This is a genomic window from Microbacterium neimengense, assembly GCF_054782995.1.
Window position 1 is genome coordinate 555,293 of the sequence record NZ_BAAGRK010000003.1, and the last position, 18,413, is coordinate 573,705.

Here is an 18,413-nt window from a genome sequence, read left to right on the forward strand (position 1 = left end):
ACGCATCGCCCCCACCGCTCATCGAAGGAGAAGAGCATGACCACCGATCTCGACCGCCGCGCCTGGGAGCTCGACCGCGCCCACGTGTTCCATTCCTGGTCGGCGCAGGCGGCCCTCGATCCGCTCGTCATCGCGGGCGGGGAGGGCACACGCGTCTGGGATCACGCCGGTACGCGCTACCTCGACTTCTCGAGCCAGCTCGTGAACGTCAACATCGGCCACCAGCATCCGGCCGTCGTTGCCGCGATCACCCAGCAGGCCGAGCTGTTGACGACGATCGCGCCGTCGACCGCGAATCTGACGCGGGGCGAGGCGGCGGAGCGCATCATCGCGCGCGCCCCCGAGGGGTTCCACAAGGTCTTCTTCACCAACGGCGGCGCCGACGCGAACGAGAACGCGATCCGCATGGCCCGCCTCGTGACCGGTCGCGACAAGGTGCTCTCGCGCTACCGCTCGTACCACGGCAATACCGGGGCGGCGATCGTGGCCACGGGCGACTGGCGCCGCATCCCGAACGAGTACGCACGCGGACACGTGCACTTCTTCGGCCCGTACCTCTACCGCTCGGAGTTCTGGGCGACGACGCCCGAGGAGGAATGCGCCCGCGCGCTCCACCATCTCGAACGCGTCGTGCAGGCCGAGGGAGCGGCCACCATCGCTGCGATCCTGCTGGAGTCGGTGCCGGGCACCGCGGGTGTGCTCGTGCCGCCCCCGGGCTATCTCGCCGGCGTGCGCGAGATCTGCGACCGGTACGGCATCGTGCTGATCCTCGACGAGGTGATGGCCGGGTTCGGCCGCACCGGCCGCTGGTTCGCCTTCGAGGGCCACGATGTGGTGCCCGATCTCATCACCTTCGCCAAGGGCGTGAACTCCGGGTACGTCCCGGTGGGCGGCGTCATCATCTCCGACCCGATCGCGGCGGCCTTCGACGAGCGCGTCTTCCCGGGAGGTCTCACCTACTCCGGCCACCCCCTGGCGGCGGCAACCATCGTCGCGACCCTCGACGCGATGGAGGCGGAGGGGATCGTCGAGAACGCGGCACGGATCGGACGCGATGTCCTGGGCCCCGCGCTGCACGCGCTCGCCGAGAAGCATGACGTCATCGGCGAGGTGCGCGGCGAGGGCGTGTTCTGGGCGCTCGAGCTCGTCGCCGACCGCGGCACGCGCGAGCCCCTCACCGCCTCCGCGATGGGCGCGCTCAAGAAGGACCTGATCGGACGCGGACTGCTCCCCTTCGTGCAGGACAACCGCATCCACGTCGTTCCGCCGTGCATCGTGACCGACGAGGATGTGAGTGCGGCCATCGCCATCTACGACGAAGCCCTCGCGGCCCTCTGATCCCCCACCCACGACGACGTGACAGGAGAAACGACATGACCCACACCCTCGGACACTGGGTATCGGGAAGCGACTGGGACGGAGCCTCCGAGCGCACGGCCCCGGTCTACAACCCCGCACGGGGCACGGTCACGAAGCAGGTGCGTCTGGCGAGCACTGCGGATGTGGATGCGGCCGTGGCCGCCACCGTGGCCGCCTGGCCGAGCTGGCGCGACGCCTCGATCGCCAAGCGCACGTCGGTGCTGTTCGCGTTCCGCGAGCTGCTGAACGCCCGCAAGCAGGAGCTCGCGGAGATCCTCACGGCCGAGCACGGCAAGGTGCTCTCCGACGCCCTCGGCGAGATCGCCCGCGGCCTCGAGGTCGTCGACTTCGCCTGCGGCGTCGGCCAACTGCTGAAGGGCACCTACTCCGAGAACGTCTCCACCGACGTCGATGTGTACACGCTGCGTCAGCCGGTGGGCGTCGTCGGCGTCATCAGCCCCTTCAACTTCCCCGCCATGGTGCCGCTCTGGTTCCTGCCGATCGCGCTCGCGGCCGGCAACGCAGTGGTCCTCAAACCCAGCGAGAAGGACCCCTCCGCCTCGATCTGGCTCGCGCGCCTGTTCGCCGAGGCCGGGCTCCCCGAGGGCGTGCTCACCGTCGTCAACGGCGACAAGGAGGCGGTCGACGCCCTGCTCGTGCACCCCGACATCCGCTCGATCTCTTTCGTCGGTTCCACGCCCATCGCGCAGTACATCTACGCGACCGCCGCCGGGGCCGGCAAGCGCGTTCAGGCCCTCGGCGGCGCGAAGAACCACATGCTCGTGCTGCCCGACGCCGACCTCGACCTCGCCGCGGATGCCGCGGTCAACGCGGGGTTCGGTTCGGCCGGCGAGCGCTGCATGGCGGTCTCGGTGATCCTTGCGGTGGATGCGGTCGCCGACGCACTGGTCGCGAAGATCACCGAGCGGATGTCGACGCTGCGCACCGGAGACGGCACGCGCGGGTGCGACATGGGTCCGCTCATCACCCGCGAGCACCGCGACAAGGTCGCCGGCTACCTGGATCAGGCCGCATCCGACGGCGCCACGGTCGTGGTCGACGGGCGGGGCATCGAGGTCGACGGCGAGGCGGACGGCTTCTGGCTCGGGCCCTCGCTCATCGACCGCGTACCGCTGAAGTCCGCCGTCTACCGCGACGAGATCTTCGGCCCGGTGCTCTCCATCGTGCGCGTGAGCGGCTACGAGGAGGCGGTCGACATCATCAACGCCTCGCCCTACGGCAACGGCACCGCGATCTTCACGAACGACGGCGGCGCCGCCCGCCGCTTCCAGCGCGAGGTGCAGGTGGGGATGATCGGCGTCAACGTGCCCATCCCCGTGCCGGTCGCCTACCACTCGTTCGGCGGGTGGAAGGCGTCCCTGTTCGGCGATGCAAAGGCCTACGGCCCCTACGGCGTCTCGTTCTTCACCCAGGAGAAGGCGATCACGAGCCGCTGGCTGGACCCCTCGCACGGCGGTCTCAACCTGGGGTTCCCGCAGAACGCCTGAGCGCGCATCGCCCGCGGCCCGCGTAGCCTGTTCGCACCATCACCACGCCGCATCCGCGGCCGACTTCGACGATCGGAGGTTCCCATGTCCATCGACGCCGCCCACCCCTCCCGTGAGCTCAAGGCGATCATCGGCGAGCCCGAGGTCGTCGAGGACGCCGCGAGCCTCGCGGTCGGCGTGGAGGACGATCCTGCCTGGCTCGACCTGAAGGACGCCGCCGTCGCGCTGCAGGGCATGCAGGCCAAGGACGGATCGGTACCCGAGGCGGAAGACCGGACGGCCGCGCGCGTGGAAGTCGAGCGGATCGTCGCGGCCGTGCAGGAGCTCGCTCCGCGCTTCCCGCACGACGCCGACTACCTCCAGGCCCTCGTCGGCGACTTCCTGCGCTGGTCGGCGGAGGACTTCGGCGTGCCGGACTTCTTCGACGCGCTCGTCGCCTTCCAGCCGCAGCAGCACCGCGTGGACGGGATGCGCCACCTCGTCGTGTTCCCGATGTACACGCAGAACGGCTCGCCGAACCGCTACATCGAGGCGGTGCTCGTCGAAGTCATCTGGCCCGAGTTCATCGCCCAGCTCGAGACGGAGTACACGAACGCCCTGTTCGTCTCGCTCCGGCTGGTGGACTTCACGCCGGGCTACGACACGAACTCGGCCGTGCTGTTCCCCGAGACCGTGTCGATGCGGGAGGTGCCCGCCTTCACGTGGGGGGCGATCTTCCAGGACCGCGAAGCGGCGCGCTACCGCAGAGTGGTCGCGGCCGCATCCGAGATCACGAAGCTCGAGCTGCCCGAGGACGCGGCACGGATGCTGACGGACCAGGCGCTCACCGAGCAGACCTTCGTGATGTGGGATCTCATCCACGACCGCACCCACATGCGCGGCGACCTGCCGTTCGACCCGTTCATGATCAAGCAGCGCATGCCGTACTTCCTATACTCGCTGGAGGAGCTGCGGTGCGATCTGACCGCGTTCCGCGAGTGCGTGCTGATCCGCCGACGCCTCGACGAGCGTGTCGCCGCCGGTGAGCAGCTGAGCGAGGTCGACGAGCGGATGCGGGAGCACGCCGGACTCGTGCTGTACGCCGTGCTCTTCGATCGCATCTTCCGCTTCGCGATCACGGGCACCCGGGTGCGCAACTACGACGGGCTCGGCGGCCAGCTGCTGTTCGCGTGGCTGCACCGCCGCGGCGTGCTGCACTGGACGGACACCCGGCTGCGCATCGACTGGGATCAGGTTCCGGATGCGGTCGTGGCACTGGCGGATGCGATCGACGAGCTGTACTGGCGTTCGATCGACCGCCCGAAGACGGCGCACTGGCTGGCGGCGTACGAGCTCGTGAGCTCGGTCGTCACCCCGCATCCGGCCTCGGTGTGGGCGCGGGGCCTCCCGGACGAGGTGCTGTCCGGCCCGCCCGCCGGATTCACCGATCAGGTGCTGACCGACGAGTTCCCACTGTCGATGTTCTACGAGGCGCTGGAGAAGAAGATGCGCGACGTCATCGCATCCACCGCCGGCATCCGCGCCGTCGACTGACCCGCCGGAGCGGCCCGCTCGCCGCATCCGCCCCTCCGGCATGTCCCGCTTTCGGCAATGCATGTCCCAGTTGCGGCAATCCGTGTCCCACTTCCTGCAGGTTTCGGCTCTGATTTCTGCAGGAAGTGGGACACGGTGCGCCGCACCCGGCGTACGGATGCGGGCAGGAGCCGACGTAGATTGGACGATTGTGACGACTCTGCATGACACCGCCGTGCGCGGCTTCGCCTCCGACAACTACTCCGGCGTGCACCCCGAGGTACTGGCCGCGATCGCCGCCGCCAACGAGGGCCACCAGATCGCCTACGGCGAGGACGTCTACACGGCCCGTCTGCAGGAGGTCGTCGGCGCGCACTTCGGCGAGCGCGCGGAGGCGTTCCCCGTCTTCAACGGCACCGGCGCGAACGTCACCGGCCTGCAGTCGATGCTGCCTCGCTGGGGTGCGGTCATCGCCGCATCCACCGCGCACATCAACGTCGACGAGGGCGGTGCGCCCGAGCGCGTGGGAGGCATGAAGCTGCTCACCGTCCCCTCGCCCGACGGCAAGCTCACCCCCGAGCTCGTCGACCGCGAGGCATGGGGCTGGGGCGACGAGCACCGCGCACAGCCCCTCGTGGTCTCCATCACGCAGACGAGCGAGCTCGGCACGCTCTACACGCCGGACGAGATCCGCGCCCTCGCCGATCACGCCCACGAACGCGGGATGCGGCTGCACCTCGACGGTGCTCGCATCTCCAACGCGGCGGCCGCCCTCGACGTGCCGCTCGCCGCCTTCACGACCGACGCCGGCGTCGACGTGGTGAGCCTCGGCGGCACGAAGAACGGCGCGCTGGGCGCGGAGGCGATCGTCGTGCTCGATCCCGCCGCATCCACCGGCCTCACCTACCTCCGCAAACTCAACATGCAGCTGGCTTCGAAGATGCGCTTCGTCTCGGCGCAGCTCGTGGCGCTCTACGAGGGCGATCTCTGGCTGCGCAACGCCTCGCACGCGAACGCGATGGCCCAGCGCCTGCGCCAGGGCGTGGATGCCGGCCTCGCCGACGGCTCGATCCGCGGCGTCTCGTTCACGCATCCCACCCAAGCCAACGGCCTGTTCGCGATCCTGCCCGAGGGCGTTGCTGATCGCCTGCGCGAAAGCTTCCGTTTCTACGATTGGGACGAGGCTCGCCGCGAGGTGCGCTGGATGTGCTCGTTCGACACGACCGAGGACGACATCGACGCGTTCCTCGCCGCGATCGCGCGCGAGACCACGCGCTGACGCACGCTCAGGCTCCGGACGGACGCCCGAGCACGAAGGACGCCACCGACGGACGCCAGTGGCGGGCCACGTAGTCGACGGCCTCATCCACCCCGAGCGCGCGCGACGAGTTGCCGACCCGCACCCAGAGTTCGCGCGTCGAGCCGCCGTCTTTGGGCTGCGTGACGAACACCGGCTTGCCCGCAGGGCGGCACTGCACGAGGCACACGACGACGCCGTCGCCCGCCGTCCCGAACCGGATGCGGGGAAGCGCCGCGGCGTTGCGGCCGAGCGAGGTCGAGAGCATGTCGCGCAGCCACAGCTCGAAGCGGTCGTGGTCGGGCGTGCGCAACGTCTGCAGGTCGCGCTCGAGTCCGACCGCCTCGCCCGCATCGTTCGCGCCGATCACGAGAACTCCGCCGCGCGAGTTGAGGAACGCCGCCACGGTCTTCGCGACGGCGAGCTCCATGCGTGGATCCTTGCGCGATTCGCGCACGTTCCAGCGGGCGGTCTCCTTGAACTCCCGGCGCTCCGACTCGCCGGCGGCGAGCACCGCCGCCGCATCCGGCACCGCACTCGCCCCGCGCACCGCCGCCACCGCTCCTGCGACCAGGAAGGACAGTCCGAGACTCGCCCCCGTCGCGAGCAGCAGGGTGCTCGGCATCCACAGCCGCTGACCCGGGATGAAGAGTCCCGAGACGAGCGCACCGGCGCTGACGCCAAGCACGCCGATGAGGGTCATCGTTGCCGTGCCGAGCGACAGGCGCTCCCCGAACAGCCGTCGCAGCAGCAGGGCGATGCCGTAGGCGACGAGCAGCACGACCGGCAACGCCACGGCGAAGTCGACGAGCGAGGGACTCGCGGGGAACGCGGATGCGGCGAGCGTCATGTCAGCGCAGAGCGCCGACGCTGGCCAGGCCCAGGCGGATGAGGGTTCCCCGGCCGCCTTCCATCTCGGCCGCGAGTGCGTCGGATGCGGCCTCCGCCGGCTCCATCCAGGTCACCTCGAGGGCGTCCTGGCGCGGCTCGCACGTGCCCGTGACCGGCACCACGAAGGCGAGCGAGACCGCGTGCTGGCGGTCGTCGTGGAATGCGCTCACCCCGGGGAGGGGGAAGTACTCCGCGACCGTGAACGGCGTCGGGCTCGGCGGCAGCATCGGAAAGGCCATCGGGCCGAGATCGTTCTCGAGGTGGCGGAAGAGCGCGTCGCGCACGGTCTCGCCGTAGCGCACCCGTCCCGACACGATCGTGCGGGTCATCTCGCCCAGCGGCGTCGCCCGCAGGAGGATGCCCACCTGTGTCACCACGCCCATGCCGTCGGTGCGCACCGGGATCGCCTCGACGTAGAGCATCGGGAGGCGACGGCGCGCCTCGGCGAGCTCGACGTCGCTCAGCCACGCCGGATTGCCGGCGCTCCCGGGCAGCCCCCCGAAGCCCAGGGGATCGCGCGACGAGGCGTCGCCGGGCTCGTGGGGATCTGGATCGGGCGTGCGGACCGGCATGCCTCCTGTATACCCCACACGCCCGCCTCACATGACGGATGGGGGTGGTGGGTAAGAGGATGGAGCGATGGATGCCACCCCGATGCTCGACGACGACGCCGTGCTGTTCTCCGACGACGACAATGCTCCCGATCGCCCCCTGCTCGTGCTGCTCCACGGCTACGCGAGCGACGAACGCGACCTTTTCTCACTCGCAGGGCACCTGCCGGCCGAGTACCGGATGGCGGCGGTTCGCGCGCCGCTCGCGCCGCCGTGGCCGTCGCCGGGCTACTCGTGGTATCCGATCGAGGGCCTGAACGGCCGCGACCCGGGAGCGATCACCGCCGGTGCGGACGCTCTCATCACCTGGCTGGATCGCACGAGCACGGCTGAGACCGTCGGGCTCCTCGGGTTCTCGCAGGGCGGCGCCGTCTCGCTGCAGGCTCTGCGCCGACAGCCCGGGCGCTTCGCGTTCGCGGTGAATCTCAGCGGCTACGCCGCGCCCGGCGAGCTCGACACGGATGCGCCGCTCGCAGCGGTACGCCCGCCGGTGTTCTGGGGGCGCGGTTCCCGCGACGACGTGATCCCCGTTCCGCTGATCACCCACACCGCACAGTGGCTGCCCGATCACGTCGATCTCACCGGGCGCCTGTACCCCGGTCTCGGGCACTCCGTCAGTGCGGAGGAGCTCGTCGACATCCGGGCGTTCCTCGAGCGACAGCTCGACTGATCGCCGCGCTCGGTGTGGACATCGCCCACCGCAGTCGGTAGGGTCTTCGAGTCCTGCCCCTTCCGAAAGGTCGAACCGGTGTACTTCCTCGACGGCTTCCAGCCCACGCGCTGACCCCGTCGATCACCGTGCCCGCGGGCACCCGGGATGTCAGTGCTTCCACCGACATCCCGGGAGGCATCATGCCCGCTCTCTCCGCCGCGGTCGTCCTCGACCGCCTCTCCTTCTCGTGGCCGGACGGCACGGCCGCTCTGACCGGGGTCTCCGGCACGTTCGGCACCGGCGCCACGGGCCTGGTCGGACGCAACGGCTCCGGCAAGACCACCCTGCTGCGCCTGATCGCGGGCGAGCTGCATCCGACATCCGGTCACCTCGGCGTCGACGGCGACGTGGCCGTGCTGCCGCAGCGGCTCGCCCTGGATGCCGACCGCCCCGTCGCCGACCTGCTAGGTCTGGGCGAGGTGCTGGCCGCTCTGCGCGCGATCGAGGCGGGCGACGTCGACGCGCGCCACTTCGACACGATCGGCGACGACTGGGACGCGGAAGCCCGCGCCGTCGCCGCGCTCGATGCCGCCGGGCTTCCCGGCGATACGCTCGACCGGCGCGTCGGCCAGCTCTCCGGCGGCGAAGCCGTGCTCGTCGCGACGGCGGGACTGCGGGCCCGCCGGGCGGCGGTGACCCTTCTCGACGAACCGACCAACAATCTCGACCGTGCGGCACGCGCCCGGCTGCGCGGTCTGCTCGCGGACTGGCCGGGCGTCCTGATAGTCGTGAGCCACGATGTGGCGCTTCTGGACGGGATGGCCGAGACGGCTGAGCTGTATGCGAACCGCCTGACGCGTTTCGGCGGGGGCTACCGCGCGTGGCGCGAGCATCTGGAGAACGAGCAGGATGCGGCACGCGCCGCCGAGCGCACGGCCGCATCCGCCGTGCGGCGCGAGAAGCGCCAGCGGATCGAGGCGGAGACGACGCTCGCCCACCGCCTGCGCACCGGCAACAAGGCCCAGGTCGAGAAGCGGGTGCCGGGAATCATCTCCGGTGCGCGCAAGCGCTCCGCGCAGGTGTCGGCGGGCAAGCTCCGCGGCATGGTGGCCGAACGCGAGGCTGCGGCGCGGGCCGCGTTGGACGGCGCGGAACGGCGCGTCCGCGACGACGAGAGCGTGCACCTCGATCTCCCCGATCCGCAGGTCGCGGCCGGCAGGCGCCTCGCCGAGATCGGCGACCGTTCCCGCACCTGGATCGTGCAGGGCCCCGAACGGATCGCGATCATCGGAGCCAACGGCACCGGAAAGTCGACCCTCCTCGAGCGGCTCGCGGCAGGGACGGTGCACGACTCAACCGGAACGGGCCCAGACGGAGGCGGCGACCGGCAGGTCGGTCCGGTCTGGCTGAGTTCTGCTCGTACGGTTCTGCTCACCAAACGGGTGGGATACCTGCCGCAGCGGCTGGACGGGCTGGCCGACGATGCGACCGTCCTCTCGGTCGTCGCCGCCGCCGCACCGACGATGCCGACGGCGGAGTTGCGCAACCGTCTGGCGCGGTTCCTGCTGCGAGGCGCGGCCGTCGACCGCACCGTCGCCACCCTCTCCGGCGGCGAGCGGTTCCGGGTCTGCCTCGCGCGTCTGCTGCTCGCCGATCCGCCACCGCAACTGCTCCTGCTCGACGAGCCGACCAACAACCTCGATCTGGAGACGGTCGACCAGCTCGTCGATGCGCTCTCCGCCTACGGCGGAGCGCTGGTCGTGGTCAGCCACGACGACGAGTTCCTCTCCCGCCTGGGCATCGACACGGTCCTCGAGATCGACGAGAAGGGGATGCGGGAGGTGCAACAGGGCGACGGGGCGTCATAGGACGCACAAAGAAATCCCAAAGAACGCGCCTCATCGGATCTCTCATGATCGGTTCAACACCGCTCGCCGACATGTCAGGAGACGATCATGAAGCGCATCCCCGATGCCGAGCAGACCCCCCAGGGCCCCGCCTACGAAGGCAGGCTGCTGGACCGGCCCGACGAGGAGGTCGTCGACCAGGGCGCACCCTTCGACGTCCGCACGCTCATCACCCGGCGCGGAGTCCTCGGGCTGGTGGGGGTGGGATTGGGCACGGCGGCGCTCGCCGCCTGCGCGCCCGTCAGCTCCGCCAGCACCACGGGCTCGACGTCGACGCCCAGCGCGACGCCGTCCGCATCGTCCACCGGCGCAACGACGACGACCGCGCTGCCGGCGGGAGAGATCCCGGACGAGACGGCAGGACCGTACCCGGGCGACGGCTCCAACGGACCCGACGTGCTCGAGCAGAGCGGCATCGTGCGCAGCGACCTGCGCACCAGCATCGGCTCCTCGACGGCCGTCGACGGAGTGCCGTTGACCTTCACCTTCACCATCACCGACATGGCGAACGGCGACGCCCCCTTCGCCGGAGTCGCCGTGTACGCCTGGCACTGCGACGCCCAGGGCCGCTACTCCATGTACTCGGAGGGCGTCGAGAACGAGACGTGGCTGCGGGGCGTGCAGGTGGCCGATGCGAACGGACAGGTGACCTTCACCTCGATCGTCCCCGGCTGCTACACCGGCCGCTGGCCCCACATCCACTTCGAGGTGTACCCGAGCATCGACGACATCACCGATGCGTCGAACGCCATCGCCACCTCGCAGCTGGCCTATCCCGCGGCCCCGCTCGCCGATGTCTACGCACTGAGCGCCTACGACGGCTCAGCCCGCAACCTCTCCCAGGTCTCACTGTCCAGCGACAACGTCTTCGGCGAGGACGGGGGCGTGCTGCAGCTCGCCACGGTCACCGGAGACACCACCATCGGCCACACGGCGACCCTCACCGTCCGCGTCGACACCACCACCACTCCCTCCGCCGGCGCCGCGCCCGGCGGCGGCCGCTGACCGAAAGGATCCGTCATGTTCCAGAACCTCACCGGATGGCACGCGCTCATCGTGCTGGCCATCGTCCTGCTCATCTTCGGCGCCGCCAAGCTGCCGGCGCTCGCGCGCAGTGTGGGCCAGTCCGTCCGCATCCTCCGGTCCGAATCGACGGAGCCCCCCGTCGCGGCGCCGGCTGCGCCCGAGCGCGTCGACCTCGCCCCCGCGCAGCACCAGACCGACGACCGTCTCCGCACCGGTTCGAGCTCATGAGCGCGACCGTCGCACCGCCGGCCGGCATGCCGCTTCGCACGCACGTGCGCGAGCTGCGACAGCGGGCGACGCGGGCGACGGTGGCCATCGTGCTCGGCGTGGTCGTCGGGTTCGCCCTCTCCGGCAACCTGCTGGATATCGTGCGCGTGCCGATCGAGCAGATCGCGGCGACACGGGACGCGAGCCTGAACTACACGAGCATCACCGGGGCTTTCGATCTGCGGCTGCGCGTCGCCCTCATCGCCGGTCTCGCCCTGTCGAGCCCGGTGTGGATCGCCGAGATCTTCGGATTCGTGACCCCCGGCCTCACCCGTCGGGAGAAGCGCTACCTGTTCGGCTTCTTCGCCGCCGCGCTACCGCTCTTCCTCGTCGGCGCGGCCTTCGGTCTCGCACTGTTCCCGCACATGGTGGAGCTGTTGAGCTCCTTCGCCGCTGCGGAGGACTCGACCGTCCTCGACGCGTCGACGTACGTCGACTTCGTCCTCAAGATCGTGGTGGTCTGCGGGATCGCCTTCGTCGCGCCGGTTCTGCTGGTTCTGCTCAACGCACTCGGCATCCTCCCCGCACGCACCATCGCTCGGAGTTGGAGGTGGGTGGTCGTGGCCATCGTTCTCTTCAGCGCGATCGCCACCCCTGCCGCGGACATCCTGTCGATGTTCGTGGTGGCCATCCCCCTCGTCGTGCTCTTCGCCGGCGCATGGGCGGTCGCAGCCGTACATGACCGCCTCGACGCGCGGCGGAAGACTCAGACCCCGACCTCGAGAGGAGAAGCCCGTGTTCGGACTCACGGTTGAGAAGCTGTTCCTCGTCATCCTGCTCGCGACGCTCGTCTTCGGCCCGCATCGCCTGCCCGAGGCTGCTCGAACTCTGGCTCAGTTCCTCCGCAGGACGCGCGGCGCGATCGAGGCGGGCCGCGATCGGGTGATCGCGGAGACGGGATTGCGTCAAGAGGACTGGCGCGAGCTGGATCCCCGCCGATACGACCCCCGCCGGATCGTCCGTGAGGCGCTGACCGCGCCCGACGTCCCCACGGTCACGGCAGCGGCCGACCCGGCGAAGTCCACGCCGATCACGTGGCGGATCGAAGGGACCTCGGGCCATCCCCGACGTGTGCGGGTACGGCAGACGCAGCCGTCCAGCGAGGGCGACGGCTGATCAGCGGCCGCCGTCGCGCCCGGCTCCGCCGATGCCGGGCGCGCCCGGCTGACCGTAGGGCCCGTGGTCGCCGGTCGCACGGTGGTCCTGGATCGGACGCACCGACGAGCCGACGCCGCGCATCATGCGCCACACCGACACGGCCGTGAGCGCCCCGATCACCACCACGACGGCCAGGATCACCGCGAGGCTCTGCGTGACGATGCCCAGGACCACGGCGAGCACGGCGGCGAGTGCCAGCATCCCGAGGACCACTCCCAGGATGGCGCCGATCGATGGACGCCGGAGCGGCTGCTGCTCGTCGTACGGCTCGGATGCGCCGGCCATCAGCTCGTCCCTCCAGACGTCGAAGAACCGCCCGCGTTACCCAGGCCCACCGTGTTCGGCTGGCCGAGCGGCCCGAACTGTTCATAACCCGGGCGCTCTCCGGGGCGGTGCTCCGGCGGCGGCGAATCGCGCAGAACGCGGGGCACCCACAGCGCGCCGAGCACGACGACGACGGCGCCGGCGATGATCGCGGCGACCAGGCTCTGGGTGATGGCGGCGGTGAATCCGCCGATGATGCCGGCCAGGACCAGCATGATGGCGGCGAAGGCCACGATGCGCCACACCGAGGAGCGCATCGGGCGATCGTTCTCGTTGTTCGTGTCCATCCAGAAACCCTAGGCACAAGGCTCCGATCCCGCACCCCGTTGACCTGGGCGCGACAGACGTCTAGGCCTGCGCTCTGAGCGCAATCCCCGCCCGGGTGTCGGCGGCTGCGGCCACAATGATCGGGTGAGTGATGTGCTCGACCAGTTCTCGCCTGCCACGCAGGACTGGTTCCGGGGCGCCTTCGCTGCTCCGACCGATGCACAGGCAGGGGCCTGGCACGCGATCTCGCAACGACGCCACGCGCTCGTGGTCGCCCCCACGGGCTCCGGAAAGACACTGTCGGCCTTCCTCTGGGCGATCGACAGCGTGTTCCGCGAGCGGACGGCGTCGCCGACCCCCGCGAAGGATGAGCCGCGCACCCGCATCCTCTACATCTCCCCGTTGAAGGCACTCGGCGTCGACGTGGAGCGCAACCTCCGCTCGCCCCTCGTGGGAATCGGGCAGTCCGCCCGGCGCCTGGGCCTCGCCGCGCCCGACGTGCGCGTCGGCGTGCGCTCCGGAGACACCACGTCCTCGGACCGACGCAAGCTCGTGAGCGATCCGCCCGACATCCTCATCACCACACCCGAGTCGCTCTATCTGATGCTCACCAGCCAGGCGTCCGAGACCCTGCGCGGCGTGCACACCGTCATCATCGACGAGGTGCACGCGGTGGCTGCCACCAAGCGCGGAGCGCATCTGGCCGTCAGTCTCGAGCGCCTCGACACGCTGCTCGAGACGCCGGCACAGCGCATCGGCCTGTCGGCGACCGTTCGCCCGATCGACGAGGTCGCACGGTTCCTCGGGGGTGCGGCGCCCGTCGACATCGTCGCCCCGCGCGCCACAAAGGCCTTCGACATGACGGTCGTGGTGCCGGTCGACGACATGCTGCATCCCCCGCCTCCTCCCGGGCAGCAGGCCGAAGCCGAGGGCGAGGACTGGTTCGCGTCGGGCGGGGGCGAGAGCACCGAGGTCACAGGATCGCTGTGGCCTCACGTCGAAGAGGCGATCGTCGACCGCATCCTCCAGCACCGCTCGACGATCGTCTTCTCGAACTCCCGCCGGCTCGCCGAGCGCCTCACCGGCCGTTTGAACGAGATCTACAGCGAACGGCTGGGGCTCGACCTGCCCGACCCCGCGGTGCCCGCGGCGATGATGGCGCAGGCGGGGGCCACCGCCGGTGCGGAGCCGGTACTCGCCAAGGCGCATCACGGCTCGGTGTCCAAGGAGCAGCGCGCGATCGTCGAAGACGAGCTGAAGTCGGGCGTGCTCCGCTGTGTCGTGGCCACGAGCAGTCTCGAGCTCGGCATCGACATGGGAGCGGTCGACCTGGTGATCCAGGTCGAGGCGCCGCCGTCGGCCGCGTCCGGACTGCAGCGCATCGGTCGCGCGGGTCACCAGGTGGGCGAGGTGAGCCGCGCGGCGCTGTTCCCCAAGCACCGCGGCGACGTGCTGCACACCGCGATCGTCACCGAACGGATGCTGGCGGGTCGGATCGAGTCGATCCGCGTGCCGCAGAACCCGCTCGACATCCTCGCCCAACAGACCGTCGCGGCCGCCGCGCGAGGCGCGATCGAGGTCGAGGACTGGTTCGAGACCGTCCGACGCAGCGCGCCCTTCCGGACGCTCCCCCGCTCCGCCTACGAGGCGACGCTCGATCTTCTGGCGGGCCGCTACCCGTCCGACGAATTCGCGGAGCTCAGGCCGCGGCTCGTGTGGGACCGTGATCACGGAACACTCACCGGTCGCCCGGGCGCGCAGCGGATCGCCGTCACCAGCGGCGGCACGATCCCCGACCGGGGGCTGTTCGGCGTGTTCGTCGCGGGCGAGAGCCAGAACGCCCGCGTCGGAGAGCTCGACGAGGAGATGGTCTACGAATCGCGGGTCAACGACGTGTTCACCCTCGGTACGACCAGCTGGCGCATCGTCGAGATCACGCACGACCGTGTCAACGTGGTGCCCGCGTTCGGCCAGCCCGGCAAGGTGCCGTTCTGGCACGGCGACGGACTGGGTCGGCCGGCCGAGCTCGGCGAAGCACTCGGCGCCTTCTCGCGCGAGGTCTCCGCGGCCGAGCCGGCCCGCGCCAGGGAGCGCCTGTCCGAGGCCGGACTGGATGCGTTCGCGCAGGACAACCTGCTCGCCTACCTCGCCGAGCAGCGCGAGGCCACCGGTTCCGTCCCCACGGATCGCTCCCTCACTGTCGAGCGCGGGCGCGACGAGGTCGGAGACTGGCGCGTCATCCTCCATTCCCCGTACGGCATGCAGGTCCATGCCCCGTGGGCGCTGGCGGTGAACGCCCGCATCCGGGAGCGGCTGGGGGTCGAAGGGTCCGCCGTGGCCAGCGACGACGGGATCATCGCCCGCGTCCCGGATGCCGAGGCGGAACCGCCGGGAGCCGAACTGTTCGTGTTCGACCCCGACGAGCTCGAGCAGATCGTCACCGACGAGGTCGGGGGCTCAGCGCTCTTCGCGTCACGATTCCGCGAGTGCGCCGCTCGCGCCCTGCTCATGCCGCGCACGAACCCCAACCGTCGCAGCCCCCTCTGGCAGCAGCGGCAGCGATCGGCGCAGCTGCTCGAGGTCGCGCGCCGCCACCCCACGTTCCCGATCATCCTCGAGACGCTGCGCGAGGTGCTTCAGGACGTCTACGACCTTCCGGCACTGACCGGGATCGCCCGCAAGATCGCGGACCGCCGCATCCGCCTGGTCGAGACGACGACCTCGCAGCCCTCCCCGTTCGCGCGCGACCTGCTGTTCGGCTACGTCGGCGCGTTCATGTACGAGGGCGACTCGCCGCTCGCCGAGCGCCGTGCCGCCGCGCTCTCGGTCGACCCGGCACTACTGGGCGAGCTGCTCGGCAAGATCGAGATGCGCGAGCTGCTCGATCCCGACGTCATCGCGCAGTTCGAACGCGAGGCCCAACGACTCGACGACGAGCGCAAGGCCCACGGCCTCGAGGGCGTCGCCGATCTGCTGCGCCTGCTCGGGCCCCTCGGCGTCGACGAGCTGGCGCTGCGCCTGACCGACGGTGAGCAGGCGCAGCGGTACGCCGCGGAGCTGATCGACGGCCGCCGCGCGATCCGGGTCGGCATCGCCGGGGCGGAGCGGATTGCCGCCATCGAGGATGCGGGCCGACTGCGCGACGCGCTCGGCGCCGCGCTCCCGGTGGGACTGCCCGTCGCGTTCCTCGAACCGGTGGCCGATCCGCTCGGCGACCTCGTCGCGAGGCACGCCCGCACGCACGGTCCGTTCACCGCCGAGCAGGTCGCCGAGCGCTTCGGCGTCGGGGTGGCTGTCGCACGGCACACGCTTCAGCGCCTGGAGTCGTCGGGCCGGGTCACGAGCGGCTTCTTCCTGCCCGAGTCCACCGGGCGCCGCACCGATGACACCGAGTGGTGCGACAGCGAGGTGCTCCGACGGTTGCGGATGCGGTCGCTGGCCGCCATCCGGGGCAGCGTCGAGCCCGTCTCTCCCGACGCCTTCGCCCGCTTCCTCCCGGTGTGGCAACACGTGACTCGGCCCCTGGACGGGATTGACGGCACCCTCGCCGTCATCGAGCAGCTCGCCGGCGTCCCGATCCCCGCGAGCGCCTGGGAGTCGCTCATCCTCCCCTCGCGGGTCAGGGACTACACCCCGTCGATGCTCGACGAGCTGACGGCCACGGGCGAGGTCGTCTGGGCCGGACACGGCGCGCTCCCCGGTCGCGACGGATGGGTCTCGCTGCATCCCGCCGACGCCGCATCCCTCACTCTGGCCGTCCCCGAGGACGAGATCGCGGCAGATTCGCTCGACGCCCGCATCCTCGACGTCCTCACCGCCGGAGGCGCGTACTTCGCCGCACAGGTGCGAGAGCTGGCGCAGGCGGAGAACGAGCAGTCCGTCGTCGATGCGCTCTGGCGACTGGCATGGGCGGGCCGGGTGACCAACGACACGTTCGCGCCCGTGCGCGGGCTTCTCTCGGGTGGATCACAGGCGCATCGGGTGGCACGCCGGGCGCCCCGCGCGCGGATGTTCCGAGGCACGAGCATTCCGCGGCCGACGGCTCCGGTGCGGCCCGCATCCGTCGGCGGGCGCTGGTCGCTGCTTCCGACGCCGGAGAGCGACCCGACGCTGCGACACACCGCGGCGGCATCGCTGCTGCTGGATCGCTACGGCGTGGTGACCCGCGGCTCCGTGCAGAACGAGGGCCTGCCCGGAGGTTTCGCCCAGGCGTACCGCGTGCTGGCCCAGTTCGAGCAGGCGGGGCACTGCCGACGCGGGTATCTGATCGAAAAGCTGGGAGCGGCGCAGTTCGCCGCATCGGCGACGATCGACCGGCTCCGCGAGTTCGCCGCAGTGGGCGACCCACCGCCTCGCTCCGGCGTCACCCTCGCGGCGACCGATCCCGCCAACCCCTATGGCGCGGCGCTCGGCTGGCCGGCGCGCGACGGCGTCAAGCATCGCCCCGGGCGCAAGGCGGGTGCACTGGTCGTGCTCGTCGACGGCGACCTCGTGCTGTATCTGGAGCGTGGCGGCAAGACGGCTCTGAGCTTCACCGACGACGAGGACGCGCTGGCGGCCGCGGCGTCGTCGCTGGCTCAGACCGCGCGCGCCGGCAGGCTCGAGACCCTCACGATCGAGCAGGTCGACGGGGCCTTCGTCTTCGGCACGGTCCTGGGCCGGCTGCTGCGAGACGCCGGTTTCGTCGAGTCCACACGAGGCCTGACGCTGCGTCGGCTCACCGCAGGCGATGCCGCGCGAGCGGAGCGGTCGACGCGTGCCTGAGGGCGACACCGTCTACCGCGCGGCTGCCCGCCTGCACGCCGCCCTGTCGGGCCGCGTCGTCGAACGGTTCGATCTGCGTGTTCCGCAGCTCGCGACGCTCGACTTGCGGGGTCAGACCGTGCACGCCGTCGTGCCGCGCGGCAAGCACCTGCTGGCGCGGATCGGCGATCAGACGCTGCACTCGCACCTCAAGATGGAGGGCGAGTGGCACGTCTACGCGCCGGGAGCCCGGTGGCGCAAACCCGCCTTCAAGGCACGCGCGATCGTCGGCGTCGCCGCCGCGGATGCGGTCGGTTTCGATCTGGCCATGATCGAGGTGGTCCCGACGGCGCGGGAGGACGAGCTCGTCGGCCACCTCGGACCGGACCCGCTCGGCACAGACTGGGATGCCACCGAGGCGGTCCGCCGGCTCGGAGCCGATACGCGCGCCGCCCACGTCGCGGTGCTCGATCAGCGTAACGTCGCCGGCTTCGGCAATGTGTACGCGAACGAGCTGCTGTTCGTGCGCGGCACCCACCCCGAGACGCCCGCGAACGAGATCGATGCCGCCGGGCTGATCGAGACCGGCGCGCGCATGATCCGCGCCAACCGCGATCGTCCGGCCCGCACGTTCACCGGCCAGGACCGCGCCGGGCAGCGCACCTGGGTGTACGGCCGCGCCGGCAAACCGTGCCGCCGGTGCGGCACCCTCATCCGCGAGACGGCGCTGGGCGCCTCGCCTACGGCGGAGCGCAACGTGTTCTGGTGCCCTCGCTGCCAGCCCGCGCCCGCCTGAACTCTCGTCCGTGGGCCCCGACCTCTGAGCTCCGACCTCCACGGCCGGTCGTTGGCTCTTCGTCACGGCCCCGGCATGTCCCAGTTCCCGCAGGC

16 protein-coding genes are annotated in these 18,413 nt (G+C 70.9%); 12 read left to right on the forward strand and 4 right to left on the reverse strand.

Going from position 1 to position 18,413, the window contains the following annotated elements:
- The first annotated feature begins 36 nt into the window (after positions 1–36).
- The 4 genes from ACYVJS_RS05395 to ACYVJS_RS05410 all read left to right on the forward strand — a co-directional run bounded on the left by ACYVJS_RS05395 (position 37) and on the right by ACYVJS_RS05410 (position 5,658).
- Positions 37–1,338, forward strand: coding sequence for an aminotransferase class III-fold pyridoxal phosphate-dependent enzyme (locus ACYVJS_RS05395; RefSeq protein WP_460738450.1), 1,302 nt, complete (start codon positions 37–39; stop codon positions 1,336–1,338).
- A gap of 35 nt (positions 1,339–1,373) precedes the next feature.
- Entirely contained in the window at positions 1,374–2,867 is a 1,494-nt protein-coding gene (locus ACYVJS_RS05400) for a CoA-acylating methylmalonate-semialdehyde dehydrogenase (RefSeq protein ID WP_460738452.1), read from the forward strand.
- A gap of 84 nt (positions 2,868–2,951) precedes the next feature.
- Positions 2,952–4,400 carry a DUF6421 family protein gene (locus ACYVJS_RS05405; RefSeq protein WP_460738454.1) on the forward strand — a complete coding sequence of 483 codons (1,449 nt, stop codon included), beginning with the start codon at positions 2,952–2,954 and terminating at the stop codon, positions 4,398–4,400.
- Between the two features lie 190 nt (positions 4,401–4,590).
- Complete coding sequence (locus ACYVJS_RS05410) at positions 4,591–5,658, forward strand: threonine aldolase family protein (RefSeq protein WP_460738456.1); 1,068 nt, start codon at positions 4,591–4,593, stop codon at positions 5,656–5,658.
- A 7-nt stretch (positions 5,659–5,665) separates the two neighbouring features.
- Here ACYVJS_RS05410 and ACYVJS_RS05415 read toward each other — a convergent pair whose 3' ends face one another.
- Together ACYVJS_RS05415 and ACYVJS_RS05420 are read right to left on the reverse strand one after the other, a co-directional pair.
- Positions 5,666–6,526: an AlbA family DNA-binding domain-containing protein gene (locus ACYVJS_RS05415; protein WP_460738458.1), complete on the reverse strand. Its 861-nt coding sequence runs from the start codon at positions 6,524–6,526 to the stop codon at positions 5,666–5,668.
- Position 6,527: 1 nt separating this feature from the next.
- Positions 6,528–7,139 carry an NUDIX hydrolase family protein gene (locus tag ACYVJS_RS05420; RefSeq protein WP_460738460.1) on the reverse strand — a complete coding sequence of 204 codons (612 nt, stop codon included), beginning with the start codon at positions 7,137–7,139 and terminating at the stop codon, positions 6,528–6,530.
- 67 nt (positions 7,140–7,206) lie between these two features.
- Here ACYVJS_RS05420 and ACYVJS_RS05425 point away from each other — a divergent pair, with 67 nt between their 5' ends.
- From ACYVJS_RS05425 to ACYVJS_RS05450, 6 genes are all read left to right on the forward strand, one after another.
- Positions 7,207–7,848 (forward strand): alpha/beta hydrolase, encoded by a 642-nt coding sequence (locus ACYVJS_RS05425; protein ID WP_460738462.1) that lies wholly within the window; start codon positions 7,207–7,209, stop codon positions 7,846–7,848.
- Between the two features lie 182 nt (positions 7,849–8,030).
- Complete coding sequence (locus ACYVJS_RS05430) at positions 8,031–9,698, forward strand: ABC-F family ATP-binding cassette domain-containing protein (RefSeq protein ID WP_460738464.1); 1,668 nt, start codon at positions 8,031–8,033, stop codon at positions 9,696–9,698.
- A gap of 87 nt (positions 9,699–9,785) precedes the next feature.
- Entirely contained in the window at positions 9,786–10,742 is a 957-nt protein-coding gene (locus tag ACYVJS_RS05435) for a dioxygenase family protein (protein ID WP_460738466.1), read from the forward strand.
- Between the two features lie 15 nt (positions 10,743–10,757).
- A complete protein-coding gene (locus tag ACYVJS_RS05440) occupies positions 10,758–10,991 on the forward strand; it encodes a Sec-independent protein translocase subunit TatA/TatB (RefSeq protein ID WP_234074469.1) in 234 nt (77 codons plus the stop codon).
- Positions 10,988–11,785 (forward strand): twin-arginine translocase subunit TatC, encoded by a 798-nt coding sequence (tatC, locus tag ACYVJS_RS05445; RefSeq protein ID WP_460738468.1) that lies wholly within the window; start codon positions 10,988–10,990, stop codon positions 11,783–11,785. Before ACYVJS_RS05440 ends, tatC begins: the two co-directional genes overlap by 4 nt.
- The gene (locus ACYVJS_RS05450; RefSeq protein WP_460738470.1) at positions 11,766–12,146 is read left to right on the forward strand and encodes a Sec-independent protein translocase subunit TatA/TatB; all 381 of its coding nucleotides are present in this window, start codon (positions 11,766–11,768) and stop codon (positions 12,144–12,146) included. The genes tatC and ACYVJS_RS05450 overlap by 20 nt, the downstream gene beginning before the upstream one ends.
- Here ACYVJS_RS05450 and ACYVJS_RS05455 read toward each other — a convergent pair whose 3' ends face one another.
- On the reverse strand, positions 12,147–12,473 hold the full coding sequence (locus ACYVJS_RS05455; RefSeq protein ID WP_344229179.1) for a hypothetical protein: 327 nt from the start codon (positions 12,471–12,473) through the stop codon (positions 12,147–12,149).
- Positions 12,473–12,799: a hypothetical protein gene (locus ACYVJS_RS05460; protein ID WP_344229181.1), complete on the reverse strand. Its 327-nt coding sequence runs from the start codon at positions 12,797–12,799 to the stop codon at positions 12,473–12,475. The genes ACYVJS_RS05455 and ACYVJS_RS05460 overlap by 1 nt, the downstream gene beginning before the upstream one ends.
- A 124-nt stretch (positions 12,800–12,923) precedes the next feature.
- Here ACYVJS_RS05460 and ACYVJS_RS05465 point away from each other — a divergent pair, with 124 nt between their 5' ends.
- Complete coding sequence (locus ACYVJS_RS05465) at positions 12,924–17,543, forward strand: ATP-dependent helicase (RefSeq protein ID WP_460738473.1); 4,620 nt, start codon at positions 12,924–12,926, stop codon at positions 17,541–17,543.
- Positions 17,536–18,318: a DNA-formamidopyrimidine glycosylase family protein gene (locus tag ACYVJS_RS05470; protein ID WP_460738475.1), complete on the forward strand. Its 783-nt coding sequence runs from the start codon at positions 17,536–17,538 to the stop codon at positions 18,316–18,318. Before ACYVJS_RS05465 ends, ACYVJS_RS05470 begins: the two co-directional genes overlap by 8 nt.
- The last annotated feature ends 95 nt before the right edge of the window (positions 18,319–18,413 follow it).

Coding starts and splice junctions, on each gene's coding strand:
- ACYVJS_RS05395 (WP_460738450.1), top strand. CDS start 37: ATGACCACCGATCTCGACCGCCGCGCCTGGGAGCTCGACCGCGCCCAC.
- ACYVJS_RS05400 (WP_460738452.1), top strand. CDS start 1,374: ATGACCCACACCCTCGGACACTGGGTATCGGGAAGCGACTGGGACGGA.
- ACYVJS_RS05405 (WP_460738454.1), top strand. CDS start 2,952: ATGTCCATCGACGCCGCCCACCCCTCCCGTGAGCTCAAGGCGATCATC.
- ACYVJS_RS05415 (WP_460738458.1), bottom strand. CDS start 6,526: ATGACGCTCGCCGCATCCGCGTTCCCCGCGAGTCCCTCGCTCGTCGAC.
- ACYVJS_RS05420 (WP_460738460.1), bottom strand. CDS start 7,139: ATGCCGGTCCGCACGCCCGATCCAGATCCCCACGAGCCCGGCGACGCC.
- ACYVJS_RS05425 (WP_460738462.1), top strand. CDS start 7,207: ATGGATGCCACCCCGATGCTCGACGACGACGCCGTGCTGTTCTCCGAC.
- ACYVJS_RS05430 (WP_460738464.1), top strand. CDS start 8,031: ATGCCCGCTCTCTCCGCCGCGGTCGTCCTCGACCGCCTCTCCTTCTCG.
- ACYVJS_RS05435 (WP_460738466.1), top strand. CDS start 9,786: ATGAAGCGCATCCCCGATGCCGAGCAGACCCCCCAGGGCCCCGCCTAC.
- ACYVJS_RS05440 (WP_234074469.1), top strand. CDS start 10,758: ATGTTCCAGAACCTCACCGGATGGCACGCGCTCATCGTGCTGGCCATC.
- tatC (WP_460738468.1), top strand. CDS start 10,988: ATGAGCGCGACCGTCGCACCGCCGGCCGGCATGCCGCTTCGCACGCAC.
- ACYVJS_RS05455 (WP_344229179.1), bottom strand. CDS start 12,473: ATGGCCGGCGCATCCGAGCCGTACGACGAGCAGCAGCCGCTCCGGCGT.
- ACYVJS_RS05460 (WP_344229181.1), bottom strand. CDS start 12,799: ATGGACACGAACAACGAGAACGATCGCCCGATGCGCTCCTCGGTGTGG.